This window comes from Streptomyces sp. NPDC026673, assembly GCF_040638135.1.
Classification (GTDB): Bacteria; Actinomycetota; Actinomycetes; order Streptomycetales; family Streptomycetaceae; genus Actinacidiphila.
In genome coordinates, this window is record NZ_JBEZXR010000077.1 from 18,676 (window position 1) to 41,298 (window position 22,623).

Genomic DNA, 22,623 nt, shown 5'->3' on the forward strand with positions numbered 1-22,623 from the left:
AGTGGAATTCGCGGGCCTTCCGCAGGCCGGCGGCACGGCGCAGCACGGTGCCGCCGGGGGAATCGGCCTCTCTCGTTCAAGATTTGGGACCTTTCATGACATCAGAAACACCCGTACGCCGGCGCCACGCGTCGCGCCGCAGGCCGGCCCTGCTGGCCGCGGTCGGCGCGCTGGCGGTCGCCGGTTCGGTCGCCGTGCCGCTGACGGCACAGGCCACCGGCTCCGCGCCGGCGGACACCGCCCGGCAGCGCGATTTCGCCGCGGCGGCCGACGAGTACCACGTGCCGGAGCAGCTGCTGCTGGCCGTGGCGTACCAGGAGTCGGCGTGGGATGGCCATGCGGGCGTGCACAGCGCGAGCGGCGGCTACGGCCCGATGCACCTCACGGACGTGACCGCGGAGATGGTGGCCGGCGACGCCGGAGCGGCCGGCCGCAGCGACCTCGCGTCGTTCGTCGCCGACCCCGCCCTGCACACCCTCCAGGCCGCGGCCAAGCTCACCGGCCTGTCCGCGCGGGAGCTGAGGAACGACCCGGCCGCCAACATCCGCGGCGGCGCGGCGCTCCTCGCGTCGTACCAGAAGGCCACGGCCGGGACCGCCTCCGCCGACCCGGGTGACTGGTACGGGGCGGTCGCCCGCTACAGCCAGGCCTCGCAGCAGCAGGGAGCCAAGGCGTTCGCGAACCGTGTCTTCGCCACGCTGGCGAAGGGCGCGGGCCGCACCACCACGGACGGCCAGCGGGTCAGCCTCGCCGCCATGCCGCAGGTCGAGCCCGCGAAGGCCCAGCTGGCGAAGCTGCACCTGAAGGCCGCGGCGACCGCCGACGTCGAGTGCCCCACCACGGTGGACTGCACCTTCGTGCCGGCGGCGTCGACCAACGGCCAGGTCTCGAACCGGCCCGCCAACGGGATCCGGATCGACACCATCGTCATCCACGACACCGAGGGCTCGTACGAGTCCGCCATCGCCACCTTCCAGGCCCCGGGCAGCACGACCGCCTCGCACTACGTGATGCGGTCGTCGGACGGTGCGGTGGCGCAGATGATGCCCACGAAGGACATCTCCTTCCACGCGGGCAACTACTCCACCAACATGCACTCCCTCGGCATCGAGCACGAGGGTTTCGCCGCGCACGGCGCCGACTGGTACACCGAGGCGCAGTACGAGGCCACGGCGGAACTGGTGAAGTACCTGGCCGACCGCTTCGGCGTCCCGCTCGACCGGCAACACATCGTGGGCCATGACAACGTTGCCGGCCCGAACTCGGTGTCGGTCTCCGGCATGCACTGGGACCCGGGCACCGCCTGGGACTGGGAGCACTTCATGGCCCTGCTCGGCGCGCCCGTCATCGGCAAGCACGGGGTGGGCGACGTCGGTTCGGTGGTGACCATCGCCCCCGGGTTCCAGCGCAACCTGCAGACGGTCCAGATCTGCCCGTCCGACGACCCGACCGGTGCCACGCCCGAGTGCACCAAGGTGACGCAGCCGTCGAACACCCTGTTCGTGCGGACCGCCCCCAGTGACACCGCCCCCCTCTTCGGGGACCCGGCGATCCACTCCGGTGCCAACGGCACCGACCGGATCAACGACTGGGGCAACACCGTCCAGGCCGGTCAGCAGTTCGTCGTGGCCGGGAAGGACGGCGACTGGACCGCGATCTGGTACAGCGGCGCCAAGGTGTGGTTCCACAACCCCCACGGTGTCAACACCATCCCGGCGCACGGCGGTTACACCATCGTCAAGGCCGGCGTGACGCCCGCCACGCCGCCCGGCAAGGTGTACGGCAGCAGCTACCCGGACGCCTCGGAGTACCCGGCCGGGTACGGCGCCTCCACCCAGGCCCCGCTGAGCATGTACAGCATCTCGTCCGGCCAGGCGTACGTCGCCACCGCGCAGCCGGCCCTGACCGACGACTACTTCAAGGCCGACGGCAAGGTCGTCTTCGGCGCCAAGAAGATGTACACGATCCAGTACAACCACCGGGTCGCCCTGGTGTACGCGAACGACGTGATCGCCACGGTGCGCCCCGCGCACGACGGTCGCTGACACCCGTACGACACGCCGAGGGTGGGGCCCGTGAGCCGCGGCTTCCGGGCCCCACCCGCGCGTGGGACTCCCCGGTCCTCCCCCTCACCCGCCCCCGCCGGGGCCCGGTCGGGCATCCCGGCGGGGGCGGGACCCACCGACTGCACCACCTCTGGAGCCACAGGTGCGCACAGCACTCCTGCCCGTAGCACTCGTCACCGCCGCCCTCGGTGTGTCCGCCGTCTCCTGCGCGGACGCGCCCCGCCACGGTGGCACGGCCGCCGAGGCGCCAGCGGAGGACCTGCGGGTGGGGGCCGTCTGCTCATCGCATTTCGCGTTCGCCACGGACGTTTCGTGCGGGCTCGTGGACCTCGGCGACGTGCGCTTCCACTGCTCCGGTACGCACGACGACCCCTGCCCCCGGACCCATTCCGTCACGTTCGAGAACATCGGCAGGACCTCGGTGCGGCTGGTGACGGTCAGCGGATCGGCGCCGGGGGAGCGGCACGAGACCGTGTCCCGCCCGCTGCGGACCGGGGCGCGGACGGTCGTGGCGCCGAGGGCCGGCGACCGGTACCTCTACGACGTCCTCCTGCGCGCAGGGACCGGCTCGGCCGCGGTGGGGGTCGTCGCCGTCTCCTGAAGCCGGAGTACGGGGCCCGTGGGAAGCACGAGATGGCGGTGTGGTTAACATATGAGCACCGCCTAGCTCGAAAGATAAGCCTGTGACTGTCAACGAGGACTCGTTCACCGACTGGAAGCACCGCGAGGAGATCGCGGAATCGATGATTCCGATCATCGGGAAGCTACACAGGGAGCGGGACGTGACCGTCCTGCTGCACAGCCGCTCCTTGGTGAACAAGTCGGTGATCAGCATCCTCAAGGCCCACCGGTTCGTTCGGCAGATCGCCGGAGAGGAGCTCTCGGTCACCGAGACGCTGCCGTTCCTGCGGGCCCTCACCACGCTCGACCTCGGCCCGTCCCAGATCGACCTCGGCATGCTCGCCGCGACCTACAAGGCCGACGACCGCGGGCTGTCCGTCGAGGAGTTCACCGCCGGGGCCGTCGCGGGCGCCACGGGCGCCAACAAGATCGAGCGCCGTGAGCCGCGCGACGTCGTCCTCTACGGCTTCGGCCGCATCGGCCGCCTCCTCGCCCGCCTGCTGATCGAGAAGGCCGGTTCCGGCAACGGACTGCGCCTGCGCGCCATCGTCGTCCGCCGCGGCTCGGGCCAGGACATCATCAAGCGCGCCTCCCTGCTGCGCCGGGACTCCATCCACGGCCAGTTCCAGGGCACGATCACCGTCGACGAGGCGAACAGCACGATCATCGCCAACGGCAACGCGATCAAGGTCGTCTACGCCGACGACCCGGCGTCGCTGGACTACACGGCCTACGGCATCAAGAACGCCATCCTCATCGACAACACCGGCAAGTGGCGCGACCGCGAGGGCCTCTCCCAGCACCTGCGCCCCGGCGTCGACAAGGTCGTCCTGACCGCCCCGGGCAAGGGCGACGTGCCCAACGTCGTCCACGGCGTCAACCACGACATGATCAAGCCGGACGAGCGGATCCTGTCCTGCGCCTCCTGCACCACCAACGCGATCGTCCCACCGCTGAAGGCGATGGCCGACGAGTACGGCGTCCTGCGCGGGCACGTCGAGACCGTCCACTCGTTCACCAACGACCAGAACCTGCTGGACAATTACCACAGCTCCGACCGGCGCGGCCGTTCGGCGCCGCTCAACATGGTCATCACCGAGACCGGCGCCGCCTCCGCCGTTGCCAAGGCGCTGCCCGACCTCAAGGCGACGATCACCGGCAGCTCGATCCGCGTGCCGGTACCCGACGTCTCGATCGCGATCCTCAGCCTCCGGCTCGGGCGCGAGACCACCCGCCAGGAGGTCCTCGACCACCTCCGCGACGTCTCGCTGACCTCGCCGCTCAAGCGCCAGATCGACTTCATCAGCGCCCCCGACGCGGTGTCGAGCGACTTCATCGGATCGCGCCATGCCTCGATCGTCGACGCGGGCGCCACCAAGGTGGACGGCGACAACGCCATCCTCTACCTCTGGTACGACAACGAGTTCGGCTACTCGTGCCAGGTCATCCGGGTCGTCCAGCACGTCTCCGAGGTGGAGTACCCGACCTACCCCGCCCCGGCCGCCGCCGACCTGAGGCCGTGACCGCGCGTCGTGCCGCCGGGGCCGCGCCGGGCCCGGGCGGTACGACGGCGGGGCCCGGCGCGGCGGCGCGGCGCGGAGGGTCCGCGCGGATCCGTCAATTCGTTTGCGCCTTCGGCCGGGCGGCCGCAGCATGAGCCGCGTGAGAACGTTGCCGCCGTCGGAGGCGCTTGTCGGATGACCCCGCACGGAGAAGAGCGCGCCACCCTGTGCGGGCCGGACGGGCTGCCGGTGCTGACGTACGTCGAGGGGGTACGGGACGGCCGCCCCTGGGCGGACCTCGTGGAGGTGGTGGGGCCCGACCCGGTGCCCGCCGTCCTTGGCGGCATGCCCGGGTGGGCCGTCTCGGGATCTGTGGAGCTCGGCGAGCGGCTCCTGCGGCACGGCGCCCGCGTCCTGCGCCACGCCCATGCCATGGAGCGCGACCTGGTCGCCGATCCCCCGCCCCCGGAGTGGGCCGCCGTGCCCCTGCCGGACGGACTGCGGGCGGCGCCCTGCGACCGCGAGGCCCGTGAACTGCTCACCGCGTGGCGGTCCGCCTTCGCGCCCGGACACCCGGACCACCATCCGGGAAGCGACGAGGAGGTGCTCGAAGCCCAGTTGGCGCCGCTGCTGTCGGGCGCGGTCCTCGGGCCGGTCCTGCCGTGCAGCGCCCTGGCCGTGGACGAGGCCGACCGCGTGGTCGCGGGGGTCGTCGTCACGGACCGCGACGGCCTTCCCTGGGTCGGGACGGTCTTCCGGCGGCCGGAGCCCCGCTGCGCCGGCCTCGGTTCCCGGCTCCTGCGCCGCGCGCTTGCGGACGCCGCGGCGGGCGGCCTGACGCGGATCGGCCTGGCGGTGAGCGACGCCAACCCCGCACGCGCGCTCTACGAGAGGCTCGGGTTCGCGGTCACCGGCACGTCGCTCACCGTTCTCGTCCCCTGATTCCGGAGGGCGGACGCGTGCCGCCGGCGACCGCCCGCGAAGCGCCCGATCAGGCTCCGTCCGTGTGACGGTCCGCCACCGTTCGAGCACCCCGGCGACGGACGGTGCTCCCGCTACGCAGGAGGCCGGCGCCCGAGCCGGCCAGGACGGCCACGACGACGATCGTGCCGAACGAACCGTCGGCTCGCGAGGTGCCGAAGCCGTAAGCCGCCGCGACGACCGCCGCGAAGAGCAGAACGCCCGCGAGCAGGCGTCGTCGTGTGGAGACCGCGTTCACAATCTTCCCCCTGTCGGCGTTCGCCATCGGAGCGTCGCCATGGATGCCCTGACCGCAGACTGTCCCGTCCGATCACGAGGGGCAACCCGTCTGAGGTGAACCTGAGGTTGGGCGCCGGACGCGCCGGACGTGCCGGACGCGCCGATGACGGTGACGCCGGACCCGCTCCCGGCGGGGGAAGGTTCATCTGGCAGCCATGTGATCGTCGGGAACGTGTCCGCCACGTCGGACAAAGTGCCGTTTCGGCGTGACGTGATCGTGCGCCGGAACGTCGCCCCATGCGACCGCACGAAAGAACGGACACTTGCCCCTTCAGCTCCTCGCCCGTCTGCGGGCCCCGGTCCGGCCTTCCCCGGGTGTCGTACTGGCGGGGGCCGTGCTGGCGATCCTCGCCTCCTTGGCGGGGCCCGCTCCTTCCGCGGCCGCGCACCCGTTCGGCCCGCCGTCCACCGCCCAGGCCGGCGTCCAGGGCTCTCGCCTCGTGATCGCGTGGAACACCGACAAGCTCGATTGGGTGGCACTCGGCGAGTCGCTCGGAGTCTTCGGCGGCCGGGACAGCGGGGGGAACTCCTCGAACCTGTCCTTCGCGCAGAGACTGCAGCGATCGACGGCGGTCCGTGACTACCTGCTCCGGCACATCGCCGTCGCTCAGGCCGGCCGTCCCTGCCACGGGACGGTCGTCGGGGGGATGGAGGACTTCCTCGCCCGGGGAGCGCAGGTGGCCTTCGACTGCCCGGCGCCCGTGGTCGACGTACAGGTCACGATCAGCGCCCTCACGGATCTCCACCCGGCGTACCGGACCATGCTCACCTCCGCCGGCCCCGCCGAGCCCCAGCAGACGCTGTTCACCTCCGCCCGGCCGACCACGCAGGTGCGTTTCACGGCTTCCGGCGGAAGCGTCCGCGGAACGGTCGTGGCCTTCTCCATCGGCACCTTTGCCGCCGCCCTCGCCATCGGCGGCTTCGTTCTCCGGCGGTCGCGCCGTCGCAAGGGCGCCCGAGCCGGCAGCACCCCCATCTCGGTTCACCACTCTCAGACCGCGCCGGGCAAGCAGGCCGCGGCACCCGCCGACACCGGCGCCCGTTCCAGGAGCAACGCATGACAGGGATAGGAAGCCTCGACAACCACCTGATCGCCCTCTTCGACGGCGGGTCCCTGTTCTGGGTGACCCTGATCGTCGCGCTCGGCGTCGGCGCGGCTCATGCGGTGGCCCCCGGTCACGGCAAGAGCATCACGGCCGCCTATCTGGTGGGGACGCGGGGACACTACAAGGACGCGGCACGCCTCGGGGTCATCGTCGCGACGATGCACACCTTCTCGGTGCTGGTCCTCGCACTGTTGTGGGTGGGAGTCAGCAGCACGGCGGTCAGCACCAAGACCGCCACCGCGTGGATGCAGGTCGCCGCGGGAGCGGTCGTCGCGATCGTGGGCGTGGGCCTGGTGTACCGGCACGTCCGTGGCCGCGGCCACTCCCACGGGCACGGGCACGGGCACGCTCATGGACACCCACACGGGCATGACCACCCGCACGGGCATGAGCACCCCCATGGGCACGACCACCCGCACGGTCACGCCCATGGGGACGACCACTCGCACGGTCACGCCCACGGGCACGACCACTCCCACGAACACCACGGCCACGACACGGCCGTGCGGGACGACAGCGCCCACGCCCACCACCACGTCGAGCAGTTGACCAACCCGTGGTCCCGGAAGGGCCTCGCGGCGCTGGCCCTCTCCGGCGGGCTGCTGCCGTCGCCGTCGGCGTTCCTGATCTTCGTGAGCGGGTTGCTGACCGGCCGCGCGCTCGGGGCACTGGCCATCGTGATCACGTTCGGAGTGGGCATGGCGCTGACGCTCACGGGTGTCGGTGTCGCCACCATCCGCGGATTCTCGGTCGTCGAGCGGCACTTCCGCGGTCGGACGGGCACGGCCAGGCTGCGGGCGTGGACGCCTCTCCTGGCCGGTGTCGCGGTGGTGACGGCGGGCTGCTTCTACATCGCCGGCGCGGTCTCCACGCTGCAGGACGACGGGGACGACCTGGTGCCGGCGTCCAGCACGGCGAGGCTGCCGTAGCCGAGGCGCACGGCGACGTCCTCCCCGTCAGTCACGGGTGAGGACGTCGCGGAGCGAGTCCAGGACCGCCGGGAGCCGTTCCGCGGGGATGCCCCCGCCCTGGGCCATGTCGCCGCTGCCGCCGCCGCGTCCGCCGAGCAGTCGCTTCACCAGGGCGGAAGCGGAGCGGCCGGCCTGACGGGCGGCGGGGTTGACGGCGACGACGAGGGCGGCCTTGCCCGTGCCGGAGGTGCCGATGACCACGACGCCGGGCCGGTTCGGGGACAGTCGGTCGCGGACGGCCGTGGCGAGGTGCCGGGCGTCGTCCATGCTTCCGTCGGTGGTCGCGGTGACGGTGAGGGTGCCGTCGACGTCGGTGGTCCGGTCGGCGAGTTCCGCGGCACGGGCCAGGGTGGTCTGGCGGCGGAGTTCGGCCGTCTGCCGGTCGGCGGTCTTGAGGCGGTCGAGGAGGGACGCGACGCGGTCGGGCAGTTCGGCGCGCGGCGCCTGGAGTTGCTCGGCGACGCGGGAGACGAGGTCGCGCTCGCGGGCGAGGTAGCCGAAGCCCTCGATGCCGACGGCCGCCTCCAGACGGCGCATGCCCGCGCCGACCGATGATTCGCCGGTGAGGGCGATGACGCCGATCTGAGAGGCGTGCCGCACATGCGTGCCGCCGCACAGCTCCCTCGACCAAGGGCCGCCGATCTCCACGACGCGGACCTGCTCGCCGTAGGTCTCGCCGAACAGGGCGAGCGCGCCGAGCTCCTTGGCCTCCGCCAGCGGCATCCAGCGGACGCCCACCGGCAGGTCGCGACGCAGGGCCTGGGCGGCGGCCTCCTCCACCTCGCTGCGGGTCGCCGGTCCGAGCGGGCCGCGCCAGGGGAAGTCCAGGCGGAGGTGACCGGGGCGGTTGTACGAGCCGGACTGCAGCGCGGTGGGGCCGAGGACCTGGCGGAGCGCGGCGTGCAGGACGTGGGTGCCGGAGTGTGCCTGGCGTGCGCCGAGCCGCCACTCGGGGTCGACCGCGGCGTGGACGCCGTCGCCGGTGGCGAGTTCGCCGGCGGTGACGCGGATCCGGTGGGCGACCAGTCCGGGCAGGGGGCGCTGGACGTCGATGACCTCGGCTTCGGCGGAGGCGGAGGTGAGGTGTCCGGCGTCGCTGTCCTGTCCGCCGGACTCGGCGTAGAAGGGGGTGCGGTCCAGGACGACGGTCGCGATCTCGCCGGTGTGCACGGAGGCACGGGGGCCGTTCGGGCCGAGGATGGCCAGGATGCGGGAGTCGGTTCGGAGGGTGTCCCAGGCCTGCCAGTCGGTGGGCCCGTGCGTGTCGAGGACGCTCCGGTAGGCGGTGGTGTCGGTGGCGCCGCCCGCCTTGCGGGCACGGGCGTCGGCGCGGGCGCGCTCTCGCTGGTCGCGCATGAGGGCGGCGAAGCCGTCGCGGTCGACGTCGACGCCCTGTTCGGCGGCCATCTCCAGGGTGAGGTCGATGGGGAAGCCGTATGTGTCGTGCAGGAGGAAGGCCCGGTCGCCGGGCAGCGCGTGGCCGCCCGTCTTCTTGACGTCGGCGATGGCGGTGTCGAGCACGGTGGTGCCCTGCCGAAGGGTGGCGCGGAAGGCGTCCTCCTCGGCGTAGGCCTGCTGGGAGATGCGGTCGAACTGTTCGGCGACCTCGGGATAGCTCGGTGCCATGCAGTCGCGGGCGACCGGCAGCAGCTCCGGGAGCGCGGGGTCCTGGTGGCCGAGCAGTCGCATGGCGCGGACCGAGCGGCGCAGGATGCGGCGCAGGACGTAGCCGCGGCCTTCGTTGCCGGGCGCGGTGCCGTCGGCGAGCAGCATGAGCGCGGTGCGGACGTGGTCGGCGACCACTCTGAGCCGGACGTCGGCCTGGGCGTCGGCGCCGTAGCGCGCCCCGGACAGGGTCGCCGCGTGGTCCAGGACCGGGCGGGTCTCGTCGATCTCGTAGAGGTTGTCGACGCCCTGCAGCAGGGTGGCCATGCGTTCCAGCCCATGCCGGTGTCGATGTTGCGGCGGGGCAGTTCACCGAGGACGGGGTAGCCGGCCTTGCCGGGGCCCTCGCCGCGTTCGTACTGCATGAAGACCAGGTTCCAGAACTCCATGTAGCGGTCCTCGTCGACCGCTGGACCGCCGGCCCGGCCGAGGGCGGGGCCGCGGTCGTAGTACAGGTCGGAGCACGGGCCGCAGGGCCCGGGGACGCCCATGGACCAGAAGTTGTCCTCGTCGCCCCGGCGCACGATCCGCTCCTCGGGGAGGTCCGCGACGCGGCGCCAGATCGCGGCGCTCTCCTCGTCGGTGTGGTGCACGGTGACCCAGATACGGTCCGGGTCGAGACCGAATCCGCGGTAGGCGACGGGCGTGGTGGACAGCTCCCACGCGTAGGCGATGGCCTCTTCCTTGAAGTAGTCCCCGAAGGAGAAGTTGCCGTTCATCTGGAAGAACGAGCCGTGCCGGGTGGTGCGGCCGACCTCCTCGATGTCGAGGGTGCGCACGCACTTCTGGACGCTGGTGGCGCGGGGCCAGGGCGCGGCGGCCTCGCCGGTCGGGTAGGGCTTGAAGGGCACCATGCCCGCGTTGACGAACAGCAGGGTCGGGTCGGGCGTCGGCAGGGGCGCGCTGGGGGCGACGTGGTGGCCGCGTTCGGCGAAGTACTCGAGGAAGCGGCGGCGGATCTCTGCGGTGCGCACAACGGGCTCCGGAGCGGGGAGGAAGGGCGGGAAGGTCACAGGGGGCGCGCGGCGGTGGCGCGGTCGGGATGGCGGGGCCCGAGGAGGACGGTGATCCCGGTGCCGTCCTCGGCCGGGTGGGTGGCCTGGGTCCAGCCGCTGCGCCGGTAGAAGCGCAGGGCACGAGTGGCCTGTACGGAGGTGAGCAGCCATGCCCGGTCGCCGGGTGCGTCGTTGGTGACGGCGTCCAGGAGGCCGGCGGCGACGCCGGTGCCCTGGGCGGTGGGTCGGACGGCGAGTTCGTCGACTTCGCGGGCACCGCACAGCCAGGCCGCGGTCCGATCGGTGCCCAGGGCGGCGTGGGCCAGTCCGTAGCAGCGGCCGGAGGGGAAGGGGGAGGGCGTCGTCCAGGCGGTGGCGAAGCCGAGGAGTTCGTCGCCCGCGCAGGCGACGGCCGCGGTGAAGCCCGGGCGTACGACGTCCCGCGCGAGGCGGTCGAGGAAGAGGTCCGCCTCCCTGTCGCCCTCGTTCCACGGAGGTGCGGAGAACGCCTCGCGGTAGGCGACTCTCAGCGCCGGGGCGTAGGCCAGGAGCCGGTCGGCCGCGACGGGGCGGACGCCGGCGGTCATGCCGCCGGGACCAGGGTGGCGTGCTCCAGCGGAGCGGAGGGATCGATCGACACCCCCAGCGGTACGGGTTCCACACCCGCCCGGACGAGGAGGTCTCCGACGGCGGCGATCATCGCGCCGTTGTCGGTGCACAGGCGCAGCGGCGGCACCCGCAGCCGGATGCCCGCCGCGGCGCACCGCTCCTCGGCCAGGGCCCGTACCCGCGAGTTGGCGGCCACGCCGCCGACCACCACCAGGTCCCGTACTCCGTGGTCGCGGCAGGCCGCGAGGGCCTTGCGGGTGAGGACGTCGGCGATGGCCTCCTGCAGCGAGGCGGCCGCGTCCGGGACGTGGCCGTCGGGGTGGTGCTCGGCCCAGCGGGCGGCCGCGGTCTTCAGCCCGGAGAAGGAGAAGGCGTACGGGTCGTCGCGCGGTCCGGTCATCGGGCGGGGGAAGGCGATCGCGCGGGGGTCGCCGCCGCGGGCGGCACGGTCGATGGCCGGGCCTCCGGGATAGGGGAGGCCGAGCACTCGGGCGGCCTTGTCGAAGCACTCTCCGGCGGCGTCGTCGAGGGTGTCGCCCAGATGGACGATCGGGTCGCGTGCCAGGTCGCGGACGAGGAGCAGCGAGGTGTGGCCTCCGGAGACGATCAGCACCACGCAGGGATCGGGCAGCGGCCCGTGCTCCAGGGTGTCGGCGGCCACGTGCCCGGCCAGGTGGTGGACTCCGTACAGCGGCACCCCAAGGGCGTAGGCGTAGCTCTTCGCGGCGGCCACGCCGACCTGCAGGGCCCCGGAGAGTCCGGGGCCGGTCGTGACGGCGACGGCGCTGACATCGCGCAGGCCGAGTCCGGCGTCGGCGAGGGCGGCCCGGACCACCGGGCCCACGGAGTGGAGGTGAGCGCGGGCGGCGATCTCGGGGACGACACCGCCGAAGCGGGCGTGCTCGTCCATGCTCGACGCCACGGCGTGGCCGAGCAGCCGCCCGTTCTCCACCAGGCCCGCCCCGGTCTCGTCACAGGACGACTCGATGCCCAGGACCACCACGTTCGCCTCCCGGCTCCTTATTGCGTACTCATTGCAATTGCATAGTAAGGGCATCTGTAGGCGCACAGACGCCCCGGACCCGTCGGCGTGGTCCGGGGCGTCGGGATCGGGCGGGAGCCCGAAGGCGGCGGCTCAGTCGGTGTGCGGTTCCGCGGGTCGCAGGTCCGCCGTCCACTTCTCCTCGATGCGGCCGAACTTCCACACCAGCACGGCCACGAGCCAGGTGGCGAAGAAGAGGCCCACGATGACGAAGCCGATGATGTTGAGGTCGAGGCCGGAGACCCAGTCCCAGAACGCGCCGTGGAGGCCTGCCTTCTCGGCGATCAGGCCGAGGAGCTCGACGGTGCCGATGATGAGCGCCACGGCGACCGACAGGCCCGTGATGGTGAGGTTGTAGTAGACCTTCCGGACGGGCTTGGAGAAGGCCCACTCGTAGGCGAAGTTCATGAACGAGCCGTCGATGGTGTCCAGCAGCGACATGCCGGCCGCGAAGAGCACCGGCAGGCAGAGGATCGCGTACCAGGGCAGCCCCGAGGCGGCGCCGGAGCCGGCCAGGACGAGTAGGGCGATCTCGGTGGCGGTGTCGAAGCCCAGTCCGAAGAGCAGGCCGAGCGGGTACATTTGCCACGGCTTGGTGATGGACTTCATCAGCCGGCCGAGGAGCCGGTTCATGAAGCCGCGGTTGTTCAGCTGCTCCTCCAGGGCCGCCTCGTCGAAGTGGCCGGAGCGCATCTGCCGGAAGACCTTCCAGATCCCGGCCAGGATCAGCAGGTTGATGACGGCGATGACATAGAGGAACGTGCCGGAGACGGTGGTGCCGATCCAGCCGGTGACGTTGTGCAGCTGCGAGTCGTCGTTCTCCACCGGCCCGGCGAGCGCCTTGACGCCCAGCGACAGCAGGAAGGCCAGTCCGAAGACGATCGAGGAATGGCCGAGGGAGAACCAGAAGCCGACCGAGAGCGGCCGCTGGCCTTCGCCCATCAGCTTGCGGGTGGTGTTGTCGATGGCCGCGATGTGGTCGGCGTCGAAGGCGTGCCGCATGCCCAGGGTGTAGGCGGTCACGCCGATGCCGACGCCGAAGGACTTCGCGCCGAGGCTGTAGTGCTCCGGAGCGACGACGGCCACGAGAGTGAACCAGCCAATGACGTGCAGGCCGACGACGAAGCCCGCCATGCCCCCGACGCGGGCCCATTCCCGGGGGCTGAGCGCGTGGCGGACGCGGTGGAGCAGGGGCTGGGCTCCTGGTGCGGCGGACGGAGCGGTGGACATGGGCGCCTCTTTCTGGACATGCCTGCTGACATGTCAAATTAGGCGCGAGTGAAAATTACCTGCAATCTCATTGCAGTTAACAGTCAGTGCTCATAGGGCAATGAAGTGGTCAAGGGGCAGGCAGGCATGAACCCGACGGCGGCGACCAGGGATGCCTGGAACGTGAACCGGCCCGGCGGACGTGAGGCGAGTGTGCTGCGGGAGTGCGGCCTGCGGTGCACCCAGCCGCGGCTCCACCTCCTCGCCTTGCTCCGCGGCCACGACGGGCATCTCTCCGCCAACCAGATCCGCCGCCACATGGCCGAGCAAGGCGTGCCCGTGAACATCACGACGGTCTACCGGACCCTGGAAACCCTCACCGAACGGGGCGTGGTGAGCATGACCCACGGGCCGTCCACCACCGTCTACTGCCTCACCCGGAGCCCGCATCACCACGCCGTTTGCAGCACATGCGGATCCGTCACCAGGATGCACGCCGACCGGCTCGCGGCCGCGGTACTCGCCGCCGAGGAGGCGACCGGCTTCCGGCTCGACGCCACAGATGGCCTCATACTGCGCGGACTGTGTCCCGAATGTCGCGAAGACGGGGCCGGCCGGGGCCGGCGGATTGCCGGTTGGAAAGACGATCACCCCGCGGAAAGGACCGCGCCCGATACCGCGGGCACGACGCCGCCGAAGGCTGACGGGCCGACCCCGCCGGGGAACATGCTGGTGCACTAGTCAGGCTGTTGCAAGTTTCTCGCAAGAGCAAGCGTATGGTGACAGTGGCTCAATCGATCACCATCGCTGAAAGGGGCTGTGCCTGATGGGCACGTACTCGCTTCCCGATATGCCCTATGACTACTCCGCGCTGGAGCCGGCGATCACGGGGGAGATCCTCGAACTCCACCACGCCAAGCACCACGCCGCCTACGTCAAGGGCGCCAATGACACCCTCGAGCAGATCGCCGAGGCGCGCGACAAGGACGCCATCACCCCGACGGGGCTGGTCGGCCTGGAGAAGACCTTCGCCTTCAACCTCTCCGGTCACGTCCTGCACTCGATCTTCTGGCAGAACCTCTCCCCGGACGGCGGCGACCGCCCCGACGGAGCCCTTGCCGACGCCATCGACGAGCACCTCGGCGGCTTCGAGGCGTTCAAGAAGCAGTTGACCGTGGCCACCGCCTCCGTCCAGGGTTCCGGGTGGGGCGTCCTCGCCTGGGAGCCGCTCGGCAAGCGTCTGATCGTCGAGCAGGTCTACGACCACCACGGCAACGTCGGCCACGGCGCCACGCCGCTGCTGGTCTTCGACGCCTGGGAGCACGCCTACTACCTGCAGTACAAGAACGTCCGTCCCGACTACGTCACCAAGCTCTGGGACATCGTCAACTGGAACGACGTCACCGCCCGCTTCGACGCCGCGAAGGCGGCGTCCGGCGTCTGACGGCTCGCACGCGAACCGGCCCGCTCGCGCCCGCGAGCGGGCCGGACGTGTTCCGCGCCCCGCCGGCGGGGCGCAGCCGGAGGCGGGGGCGGCTGCCCGTCACCGCGGGTGTGCGAGTGAAGTACCGTAAGACCGCTCTGGTTTGGCTCGCAGGATCGAGGTCGTACGACGTGCTGGTGGCGGATCGGTATCGCTTGGACGCGCCCATCGGCCGCGGCGGCATGGGCGAGGTGTGGCGGGCCAACGACGAGGTGCTGGGACGCCCCGTGGCGGTGAAGCTCCTGCTGGGCGACGGAACCGACCCCTCAGCGGCCGCGCGGTTCCGGCTGGAGGCGCAGACGGCGGCGCGCCTGGGGCACCCGCATGTCGTGGCGGTGTTCGACTTCGGGTCCTGGGAGGGCCGGTTCTTCCTCGTCATGGAGCTGGTCGAGGGCGACAGCCTGGCCGGGCGGCTGGAGTCCGGGCACCCGCTGGGCGCGGAGGACGTCGCGGTCGTCGCCGCGCAGGCCGCCGCGGGCCTCGCGGCCGCGCACCAGCAGGGCATCGTCCACCGCGACATCAAGCCCGGCAACCTGATGCTGGACGCCGTCGGATCGGTCAAGATCGGCGACTTCGGGATCGCCCGCTTCGTCGACGACCCCGCCAACGCGCTCACCATGACGGGACAGATCGTCGGCACGAGCCTCTACCTGGCTCCCGAACGGGCACTCGGCCAGACCGCGGGGCCGCCCTCCGACGTCTACGCCCTCGGCTGCGTCCTGTACCAGTTGCTGACGGGCCGTCCGCCGTTCCAGGCCGACAGCCCCACGGGCCTGCTGTACCAGCACATCGACAGCGCCCCCGTTCCTCCGTCCCGGCTCGGCGCCGATGTGCCCGCCGCCTTCGAGGCGTATCTCCTCGGGCTGCTCGCCAAGCAGCCGGACGACCGGCCGACGGCCCAGGCGGTGGCCGACTGGTTCCGCACGGACGCCTGGCGCGGGCGCCCGGAGGCCCTGCCCGCCGCCGCGCCCCGGCCCGTCGCCCCCGGCGGCGCGGGCAACGAGGCCGGCTCCGCCACGACGCGCCATCGGCCCCCGGCGGTGCGGTCCGCGTCCAGGCGCCGGGCGGCACCGCCGCAGCGGCGCAGCCCGGGCGAGTTCATCAGGTACCGGCCCCGCGTGGCGAGCGCCATAGCCGGAGCGGTTGCCTTCGTGGTGGCGGTGCTCATCGGCATGGTCTCGTTCTCGCCGGAGAGCAGCTCCGCCGACACCCCGGGCGCCGACCCGAGCACGACGTCGTCCGAGGGGACCTCGCCCTGAGTCCGGGCTGGGCGTGACGCCCGCTGGGTGACGGCCGGGGCCGGGGCGGGACCGGTCAGCCGACGCCGCCCGCGGACGGCTCGATCGCACCGACGGCCACCAGGCCGATGATCACGGCCCCGAGAAGCAGCCGGTAGATCACGAACGGCGTGAAGCTGTGGGTGGAGATGTACTTGAGGAACCAGGCGATGGCCGCGTAGCCGACCACGAAGGCGATCCCGGTGGCGAGCAGCGTCGGCCCCCAGGCCGGGGCCGGCCCTTCGCCGATCTTGAACAGCTCCAGGGTGCCGGACGCGAGCACCGCGGGGATGGCGAGCAGGAAGGAGTAGCGGGCCGCCGCCTCACGGCTGTACCCGAGGAAGAGCCCGGCGCTGATCGTGCCGCCGGAGCGGGAGACGCCGGGGATCAGGGCGAGGGACTGGGCGAAGCCGTACCCCAGGGCGTGGGGGAGGGTCAGCTCGGTGATGGGCTTGGCGCTGCGGATGGCCCTGGTGCGGTCGGCCACGGCCAGGATGAGCCCGAAGAGGATCAGCACCGTGCCCGTGATGCGCAGATCACGCAGCGACGTCTCGATGCTGTGCTGGAACACGGCGCCGAGGACGGCGATGGGCACCGTGCCGATGATGACGAACCAGCCCATCCGCGCGTCGGGGTCCTTGCGCCGGTCGGCGACGAAGAGGGACGCCGTCCAGGCCTTGACGATCGAGGCGATGTCGCGGCGGAAGTAGATCAGCACCGCCGTCTCGGTGCCCAGCTGGGTCACGGCGGTGAAGGCGGAGCCAGGGTCCTTCCAGCCGGCCATGGCGGAGAACACGCGCAGGTGCGCGCTGGACGAGACGGGCAGGAACTCGGTGAGCCCCTGCAGCAAGCCGAGGACGGTGGCTTCGAACCAGGACATCGGGGGGTGACTCCACAGATGGTCGGGGGCGCCGCGACCCGGCGGCGAAGCCGCCCACGAGGCCGTGGCGCCGGAGAACTCGGGAAACTCTGCGGCCATCGGCCGGTGGCCCGTGGGGCGGCCGGTGGCTTCGTACGGTGGGCGGCCCCCTGCGGGCCATCCGCAGAACTACCGCGTCAGGTAAAGAAGTTCCCAAGCCACCCTGATGGACGAGCGATCTTCGGCCGGGAGGGCGGAGAGGGCCTGGTGGCGGCGGGAACGCGGGCCCCGGCGAGGCGCCGCGCACGGGTGAGCGGCGACGGGTGAGGGGCGGTGACCGGCGGCCACCTTTGCCCATCCTTTACCATGGTGGAACCCTCGTCGTTCCGAGCATGAAGAAGGAGCCGCGGTTCCCGCGATGGACCATCCTCCGAGTACCGACCGTGTCAGTCCCCGAAAGCCCCGCCGCCGTGTGGGAACGGGGGTGACACGGTGACCGAAGTCCTCCTCCTTCTCGCGGCCCTGCTGCTGACCCTCGCCTGCGCGGTGTTCGTCGCGGCGGAGTTCTCCCTGACCACGGTGGAGCGCGGTGAGCTGGAACGCTCCGCGGCCGCGGGCGAGCGCGGCGCGGACGGCGCGCTGAAGGCGGTACGCAGGCTGACACTGCAGCTGTCCGGCGCGCAGCTGGGCATCACGGTGACCTCGCTGGTCATCGGGATGCTCGCCGAGCCGTCGGTCGCGGCGCTGCTGGCGGGTCCGATCGGGGCCGTCGGCCTTCCCGACGGGGCCGCTTCCGTCACGGCCACCATCCTGGGCGTGAGCATCTCGACCGTCGTGCTGATGGTGATCGGCGAGCTGGTGCCCAAGAACTGGGCGATCTCCAGCCCGCTGGCCGTCGCCAAGGTGGTCGCCGGGCCGCAGCGCGGCTTCACCGCGGCGTTCTCGCCGTTGATCAACCACCTCAACGACTCCGCGAACCGCCTGGTGCGCCGATTGGGGCTGGAGCCCGCCGAGGAGCTGGCCTCCGCCCGCACACCGGACGAGCTGCGGGCGCTGGCCCGGCACTCGGCCGCCGTCGGCGTGCTGGAACCCGACTCCGCCGAGCTCTTCGTCCGCACGCTCCACCTGAGCGAGCTGACCGCGGAGAACGTCATGACCCCACGTGTGGACGTACGGGCCCTGGAGGCCCACGCCAGCGCCGCCGACGCGGCTCGGCTGTCCCTGTCGACCGGCCTGTCCCGCTTCCCGGTGTACCGGGACAGCCTCGACGAGGTCATCGGCACCGTCCACATCCGCGACGTCCTGGCCCTCCCCGCCGCCGAACGCGCCACCACAGCGGTGACCGCGCTGGCCACCGCGCCGCTGCTGGTGCCCGACAGCCTGCCCGTCAACCGGCTGCTGGAGCGGTTGCGCAGCCGCCGCACCATGGCCGTGGTCATCGACGAGTACGGCGGCACGGCCGGCGTCGTCACCGTGGAGGACGTCGTCGAGGAGGTCGTCGGCGACGTACGCGACGAGCACGACCCGCAGCAGCGACCCGACCTCGCACCCTGCGGCGACGGGACATGGGAGGCCGACGGCAACGTCCGCATCGACCAGCTCGCCGGCATCGGCCTGGTGCTCTCCGACGGCCCGTACGAGACCGTCGCCGGTCTCCTGGCCACCACCCTGGGCCGGATCCCCGCGCGCGGCGATGCCGCCGACCTCGACGGCTGGCGGCTCACCGTACTCAGCGTCGACCACCACGTCGCCGAGCGGGTCCGTGTCGCACGCGTTCCGGAGGTCGCCCGATGACCGTGCTGCAGCTCGCCGTCGGCGCTCTGACGCTGCTGACCAACGCCTTCTTCGTGGGCGGCGAATTCGCCCTGATCTCGGTCCGGCGCAGCCAGATCGAGCCGCGCGCCCAGTCCGGGGACAAGCGCGCCCGCACCGTCATCTGGGGCCTGGAGCACCTGTCCGCCCTGCTGGCCACCGCACAGTTGGGCATCACCGTCTCCTCGCTGGTGCTGGGCGCGGTCGCCGAGCCGGCCATCGCGCATCTGCTGGAGCCCGGCTTCGAGGCGGTCCACGTGCCGCACGCCCTGGTGCACCCGATCTCGTTCGTGATCGCCCTGACCGCGGCCACCTACCTGCACATGCTGATCGGCGAGATGGTCCCGAAGAACATCGCGCTCGCCGCGCCCGAGCGCTCGGCGCTGCTGCTCGGCCCGCCGCTGGTCGCGGTCACCCGCGCCCTGCGCCCGGTCGTCTTCGGCATCAACGCCTTCGCCAACGTCCTGCTGCGGCTGCTGCGCGTCGAGCCGAAGAACGAGGTCACCGCCGTCTTCACCGACGACGAACTCGCCCGCCTGGTCCAGGACTCCAGCGCCGCGGGGCTGCTCGACGCCACCGGCGGCGAGCGCCTGCGCGACGCCCTGGAACTCGGCAGCCGTCCGGTCGGCGAGATACTTGTACCGGCGGGCCGCATGGTCACCGTCGACGAGCGGGTCACCCCGGACGAGCTGGAACGGAAGGCCTCGGCCTCCGGCTTCTCCCGTCTCCCGGTCACCGGCGACGGGGGCGACGTCCTCGGGTTCCTGCACATCAAGGACACCCTCGGCGTCGCCGAGCGCGACCGCCCGTTCCCCCGGAGCGCCCTCCACCCCGTCATCCGGCTCCGCCCCACCACGCCGCTGGACGACACCCTCACCGCCCTCCGCTCCGCCGGCACCCATCTCGCCGCGGTCACCGGGGACGACGGCACGCTCCTCGGCTACGTCACCATGGAGGACGTCCTGGAGGAGCTCGTCGGATCCGCCGCCCCCGTGGAGGAGGCGGCGTAGACCCGCGGGCTCGGGCCGGGGCCAGGCGGGCGTCCCGCTCGGGGCATCCCGCGGGCGGCGCGGTCCGGGAGCGCACGGCGATGGCCGCACGCCCGGCCGGGCGTGCGGCCGGCCGGGCGTGCGGCCGGGTCGCGGTGATGGTGCCGTACCCGGTCATGGAGCGGGCACGGCACCCCGCATCTCCCGCGCCGGGTTGCCGCCCCACCGCGCCCGGTCGGGGACCTCCTCGCCCTTCATGAGGAAGGAGTCGGGCGCCAGGACCGCCTGGTCGCCCATGGTCACGCCGTAGTGGACGAGGGCGCCGATGCCGAGGGTGCAGCCGCTGCCCAGCGTGGTGCGGTCCGACTTGAAGGTGCCGTCCTCCTGGGAGTGGCACTGGATACGGGTGCCCTCGTTGAGGACGCACTCGTCGCCGATGGCGACCAGGGAGCGCTCGGGCAGGTAGCAGCCGTCGTCGAAGACCCGGCGGCCGATCCGGACGCCGAGCAGCCGCCAGATGGCGGGCTTGAAGGGCGTGCCGTTGAAGACCGCGATCGCCTCCGTCGGGTGGGTGATCTTCCAGTAGCGCTCGTGCCGCCAGAAGGGACGTTCGTAGATCGAGCAGTACTGCGGCCGCAGCCCGCGCGGGCCCGCGGTGGCGCGTTCGATCAGCATCATGTCGGCGACCGCGAAGAGCAGGGTGAGGACGTTGGCGAGGGCGATCACCGGGGGGCCGAACGTGCCGTACAGGTCAGCGGCCACCGACACGACCAGTGCGACCCAGAGGAAGAACAGCCAGCGCGACAGCAGGTGCAGGGCCATGGTGGCGGCGTTGTGCCTGTTCTTGGCCGCCAGGCGGCGGCGGAAGGTCTCGCCCTCCTTGAGGTGGTCGAACCTGGTGTCCCGCAGGACGGTCCGGGGGATCTCGAAGCTGGGGGAGCCGAGGAGGCCGACGCCTTCGCGGACCTCCCCGTCCAGCGGGACCATGACCTTGGTCGCCAGGAGGCAGTCGTCCCCGGTCCTGCCCCGCGCGGGGTAGGCGATCTGGTTGCCGAGGAAGTTGTGCGGGCCGATCCGCACCTCGGACACCCTGAACGAGGTGCCGGAGTAGTCGGTGTTGATGACCGAGAGCCCGTCGGCGATCATCGTTCCCCTGCCGACCGAGGTCAGCCGGGGGGCGTCCTGCCTGACCGTCAGGCCGAAGTTGGACCCGGTCTGCTCGACATCGCCGAGGTCGTACCCGAGGCGGCACAGGTAGTGGACGATGGCCGAGCTGTCGCCGAACAGGACCTTGTGGAACCGCCGGTTGGTGAGAAAGCCGATGGCCCGGTGCATTCCGTACCGGAAGCCGAACAGGGGGTAGACCGTGTCCGGTCTGACAGCCGGACTCAGCACGCGCGGGACCGTCACCGACAGGAGGGCCCCGAGGACCACCGCGCCGAAGAAGAAGATCGCCGAGGCCGCCAGGGCATCGGCGTAGAACGTCCAGCGCGTGAGCGCCGTCGGCCCGGGCTGCACGAGGACGCGGAACTGCGGGACCGCCGTCACGAGGATGACGGCACCGCCGACGACCAGGGGGATGTGGACGAGCAGGGCCGTCAGGACCTGGGTCACCGCATAGACCGCCCTGCGCACGGGGCCGCAGCGGGCCGGGCCGACCGCGCGGCCGTCGTCCGTGTCGGTGCGCTGCGCGGGGGAGCCGTGCCAGTGCTCGCCGTCGGGGACGCGCTGGCCGGCGTGGAGCGAGGAGGCGTGAGCGAGGCGGCTGCCGTTCCCCATCGCGGTGTCGATGTCGAGCACCGTCGCCTCGCCGATTACGACGTCCCGGCCGAGTGTGACCGTGCCGGTCCGGATCACTCCGTACTGTGCCCGGTAGCAGTTGAGGAAGGAGTCCCTGCGGATCACCGAACCGTCGCCGATGGTCAGCAGGTCCGTGCAGACCGGCAGATGACGCGAGAGGACCGTGACGCGGCGCCCGATCCTCGCGCCGAGCGCCCGGAGATAGAGCGAGTAGAGCGGCGATCCGGCGAAGAGTGCCAGCGGGTTCGACCGGATCAGGGTCTTGACGCACCAGAAGCGGAAGTACGCCAGGCTCCAGAGGCGGATCTGCCGGGGACGCCACCGGCCGACCAGCAGCCACTTGGCCGCGATGGGCAGGGTGCACACGGCGAGGAAGACGCCGGCACCGAACAGCACGGCCCGCAGATAGGCGTCGAGCACACCGGAGCCCTCCGCTATCCATTCCACGCCCTTGGCGAAGACGAGGGCGGCGGCGTAGGAGTAGGCGAGGAAGAAGACCAGTTGCAGCGCCGCGCACAGTGCGTAACGCGGTGTGCCGGACGGTGCCGGACCGGTTCCTCCGGCCTCCCCCGCCCCGGGGGAGGGGACGGGGGGCGCCGGGGCCGGCGGCGGGGCGTCCGCCAGGGCCGTCGCCAGGCTCCTGATCGTCGGGTGGCGGTAGACCTCCTTGATGGAGACCGGCGGCACGTCCCCGCGTTTCCTCAGCCGCGCGCAGAAGCGCGCCATCAGCATGGAGTCCGCGCCGAGGTCGGTGAAGAAGTCGCTGTCGACCGGGACCCGCTCGACCTGCACGATCTGGGCCAGCACCTCGGCGAGGACGCGCTCGGAACCGGCGGCCGAGGATTCCTCGGGATCCGGGGTCAGGAGGTCGACCCGGTTGTCCGTCATGGCGGCTCCATGAGGGATGCGGACCACATGCGGTGGAGCCTGCGCACCGAGGGCTCCCGGCCTCGATCAAGGTCCGAGCGTGCGATGCGGGATGTGCGAGGGGCTCTTCGCGTCCGGCTGCTGGGATAAAGCGTATGCGCAGTCTCCGCCCAGGTCGTTGAGCCTGCCACCGGACGGGCGGTCGCCTTCGGTGACGGCACCGGCGCGGTGGGTGGTAGTCCCTGGTGGCGGGGGTTGAACGGGACGGTTCGCCCGTGCGGCCGGGTGTCCCGTCTCAATTGATTCGGTCCCGTTGCAGGTCCGGCCGTTGCTCCCCGGAGGGTTCCGTCCAGCGATGGCGAAGGGCCGAGCGTTGGCACCGAAGGATGATGGCCACTAAGAGGCCGCGCGGATAGGCGTGTGGTCATGGTCGGCGGTTCGGGCGTCCGTCCCAGCGGTGGGTCGTCCATGCCCGGCGGATCAGGCTACG

17 protein-coding genes and 1 pseudogene are annotated in these 22,623 nt (G+C 71.9%); 11 read left to right on the top strand and 7 right to left on the bottom strand.

The genetic code is table 11. The annotated features are described in order from the left end of the window. Nucleotides 1–95: 95 nt before the first annotated feature. The 4 genes from AB0F62_RS34810 (at nucleotide 96) to AB0F62_RS34825 (ending at nucleotide 5,131) form a co-directional block, all read left to right on the top strand. Nucleotides 96–2,045: an N-acetylmuramoyl-L-alanine amidase gene (locus AB0F62_RS34810; RefSeq protein WP_361808871.1), complete on the top strand. Its 1,950-nt coding sequence runs from the start codon at nucleotides 96–98 to the stop codon at nucleotides 2,043–2,045. Nucleotides 2,046–2,208: 163 nt separating this feature from the next. After that, nucleotides 2,209–2,667, top strand: coding sequence for a hypothetical protein (locus AB0F62_RS34815; protein WP_361808874.1), 459 nt, complete (start codon nucleotides 2,209–2,211; stop codon nucleotides 2,665–2,667). An 82-nt stretch (nucleotides 2,668–2,749) separates the two neighbouring features. Continuing rightward, complete coding sequence (locus AB0F62_RS34820) at nucleotides 2,750–4,210, top strand: glyceraldehyde-3-phosphate dehydrogenase (RefSeq protein ID WP_361808877.1); 1,461 nt, start codon at nucleotides 2,750–2,752, stop codon at nucleotides 4,208–4,210. Nucleotides 4,211–4,384: 174 nt separating this feature from the next. Beyond that, entirely contained in the window at nucleotides 4,385–5,131 is a 747-nt protein-coding gene (locus AB0F62_RS34825) for a GNAT family N-acetyltransferase (protein WP_361808880.1), read from the top strand. A 49-nt stretch (nucleotides 5,132–5,180) separates the two neighbouring features. On the opposite strand, the gene AB0F62_RS34830 is transcribed toward AB0F62_RS34825, so the two are convergent. Then, nucleotides 5,181–5,435 (bottom strand): hypothetical protein, encoded by a 255-nt coding sequence (locus AB0F62_RS34830; RefSeq protein WP_361808883.1) that lies wholly within the window; start codon nucleotides 5,433–5,435, stop codon nucleotides 5,181–5,183. Between the two features lie 277 nt (nucleotides 5,436–5,712). Between AB0F62_RS34830 and AB0F62_RS34835 the strand changes: the two genes are divergently transcribed. After that, the gene (locus AB0F62_RS34835; RefSeq protein WP_361808886.1) at nucleotides 5,713–6,510 is read left to right on the top strand and encodes a hypothetical protein; all 798 of its coding nucleotides are present in this window, start codon (nucleotides 5,713–5,715) and stop codon (nucleotides 6,508–6,510) included. Beyond that, on the top strand, nucleotides 6,507–7,484 hold the full coding sequence (locus AB0F62_RS34840; RefSeq protein ID WP_361808889.1) for a hypothetical protein: 978 nt from the start codon (nucleotides 6,507–6,509) through the stop codon (nucleotides 7,482–7,484). Before AB0F62_RS34835 ends, AB0F62_RS34840 begins: the two co-directional genes overlap by 4 nt. A 27-nt stretch (nucleotides 7,485–7,511) precedes the next feature. On the opposite strand, the pseudogene alaS reads toward AB0F62_RS34840, so the two are convergent. The 4 genes and pseudogenes from alaS to AB0F62_RS34860 all read right to left on the bottom strand — a co-directional run bounded on the left by alaS (nucleotide 7,512) and on the right by AB0F62_RS34860 (nucleotide 13,067). Then, a pseudogene (alaS, locus tag AB0F62_RS34845) lies at nucleotides 7,512–10,165 on the bottom strand (alanine--tRNA ligase). A gap of 35 nt (nucleotides 10,166–10,200) precedes the next feature. Then, entirely contained in the window at nucleotides 10,201–10,773 is a 573-nt protein-coding gene (locus AB0F62_RS34850) for a GNAT family N-acetyltransferase (RefSeq protein ID WP_361808892.1), read from the bottom strand. Beyond that, a complete protein-coding gene (gene tsaD / locus AB0F62_RS34855; RefSeq protein ID WP_361808919.1) occupies nucleotides 10,770–11,795 on the bottom strand; it encodes a tRNA (adenosine(37)-N6)-threonylcarbamoyltransferase complex transferase subunit TsaD in 1,026 nt (341 codons plus the stop codon). The genes AB0F62_RS34850 and tsaD overlap by 4 nt, the downstream gene beginning before the upstream one ends. Nucleotides 11,796–11,930: 135 nt before the next feature. Continuing rightward, nucleotides 11,931–13,067 (bottom strand): HoxN/HupN/NixA family nickel/cobalt transporter, encoded by a 1,137-nt coding sequence (locus AB0F62_RS34860; protein WP_361808895.1) that lies wholly within the window; start codon nucleotides 13,065–13,067, stop codon nucleotides 11,931–11,933. Between the two features lie 126 nt (nucleotides 13,068–13,193). Between AB0F62_RS34860 and AB0F62_RS34865 the strand changes: the two genes are divergently transcribed. The 3 genes from AB0F62_RS34865 (at nucleotide 13,194) to AB0F62_RS34875 (ending at nucleotide 15,788) form a co-directional block, all read left to right on the top strand. Next, nucleotides 13,194–13,787, top strand: a complete 594-nt coding sequence (locus AB0F62_RS34865) for a Fur family transcriptional regulator (RefSeq protein ID WP_361808898.1) — start codon at nucleotides 13,194–13,196, stop codon at nucleotides 13,785–13,787. Nucleotides 13,788–13,872: 85 nt separating this feature from the next. Further along, entirely contained in the window at nucleotides 13,873–14,490 is a 618-nt protein-coding gene (locus AB0F62_RS34870; protein WP_361808901.1) for a superoxide dismutase, read from the top strand. 221 nt (nucleotides 14,491–14,711) lie between these two features. Beyond that, nucleotides 14,712–15,788: a serine/threonine-protein kinase gene (locus AB0F62_RS34875; RefSeq protein ID WP_361808922.1), complete on the top strand. Its 1,077-nt coding sequence runs from the start codon at nucleotides 14,712–14,714 to the stop codon at nucleotides 15,786–15,788. Nucleotides 15,789–15,843: 55 nt separating this feature from the next. On the opposite strand, the gene AB0F62_RS34880 is transcribed toward AB0F62_RS34875, so the two are convergent. Next, nucleotides 15,844–16,686, bottom strand: coding sequence for an undecaprenyl-diphosphate phosphatase (locus tag AB0F62_RS34880; RefSeq protein ID WP_361808904.1), 843 nt, complete (start codon nucleotides 16,684–16,686; stop codon nucleotides 15,844–15,846). Nucleotides 16,687–17,157: 471 nt separating this feature from the next. Between AB0F62_RS34880 and AB0F62_RS34885 the strand changes: the two genes are divergently transcribed. Next, the gene (locus AB0F62_RS34885; RefSeq protein WP_361808907.1) at nucleotides 17,158–18,459 is read left to right on the top strand and encodes a hemolysin family protein; all 1,302 of its coding nucleotides are present in this window, start codon (nucleotides 17,158–17,160) and stop codon (nucleotides 18,457–18,459) included. Then, the gene (locus AB0F62_RS34890; RefSeq protein WP_361808910.1) at nucleotides 18,456–19,487 is read left to right on the top strand and encodes a hemolysin family protein; all 1,032 of its coding nucleotides are present in this window, start codon (nucleotides 18,456–18,458) and stop codon (nucleotides 19,485–19,487) included. Before AB0F62_RS34885 ends, AB0F62_RS34890 begins: the two co-directional genes overlap by 4 nt. 153 nt (nucleotides 19,488–19,640) lie before the next feature. On the opposite strand, the gene AB0F62_RS34895 is transcribed toward AB0F62_RS34890, so the two are convergent. Continuing rightward, nucleotides 19,641–22,154, bottom strand: a complete 2,514-nt coding sequence (locus AB0F62_RS34895) for a Pls/PosA family non-ribosomal peptide synthetase (protein ID WP_361808913.1) — start codon at nucleotides 22,152–22,154, stop codon at nucleotides 19,641–19,643. Between the last annotated feature and the right edge of the window lie 469 nt (nucleotides 22,155–22,623).

Bases quoted from the DNA above. Each gene is read 5' to 3' on its own strand.
- AB0F62_RS34810 (WP_361808871.1), top strand. From the start codon at position 96: ATGACATCAGAAACACCCGTACGCCGGCGCCACGCGTCGCGCCGCAGG.
- AB0F62_RS34825 (WP_361808880.1), top strand. From the start codon at position 4,385: ATGACCCCGCACGGAGAAGAGCGCGCCACCCTGTGCGGGCCGGACGGG.
- AB0F62_RS34830 (WP_361808883.1), bottom strand. From the start codon at position 5,435: ATGGCGAACGCCGACAGGGGGAAGATTGTGAACGCGGTCTCCACACGA.
- AB0F62_RS34840 (WP_361808889.1), top strand. From the start codon at position 6,507: ATGACAGGGATAGGAAGCCTCGACAACCACCTGATCGCCCTCTTCGAC.
- AB0F62_RS34850 (WP_361808892.1), bottom strand. From the start codon at position 10,773: ATGACCGCCGGCGTCCGCCCCGTCGCGGCCGACCGGCTCCTGGCCTAC.
- AB0F62_RS34860 (WP_361808895.1), bottom strand. From the start codon at position 13,067: ATGTCCACCGCTCCGTCCGCCGCACCAGGAGCCCAGCCCCTGCTCCAC.
- AB0F62_RS34865 (WP_361808898.1), top strand. From the start codon at position 13,194: ATGAACCCGACGGCGGCGACCAGGGATGCCTGGAACGTGAACCGGCCC.
- AB0F62_RS34870 (WP_361808901.1), top strand. From the start codon at position 13,873: ATGGGCACGTACTCGCTTCCCGATATGCCCTATGACTACTCCGCGCTG.
- AB0F62_RS34875 (WP_361808922.1), top strand. From the start codon at position 14,712: ATGGGCGAGGTGTGGCGGGCCAACGACGAGGTGCTGGGACGCCCCGTG.
- AB0F62_RS34880 (WP_361808904.1), bottom strand. From the start codon at position 16,686: ATGTCCTGGTTCGAAGCCACCGTCCTCGGCTTGCTGCAGGGGCTCACC.
- AB0F62_RS34890 (WP_361808910.1), top strand. From the start codon at position 18,456: ATGACCGTGCTGCAGCTCGCCGTCGGCGCTCTGACGCTGCTGACCAAC.
- AB0F62_RS34895 (WP_361808913.1), bottom strand. From the start codon at position 22,154: ATGACGGACAACCGGGTCGACCTCCTGACCCCGGATCCCGAGGAATCC.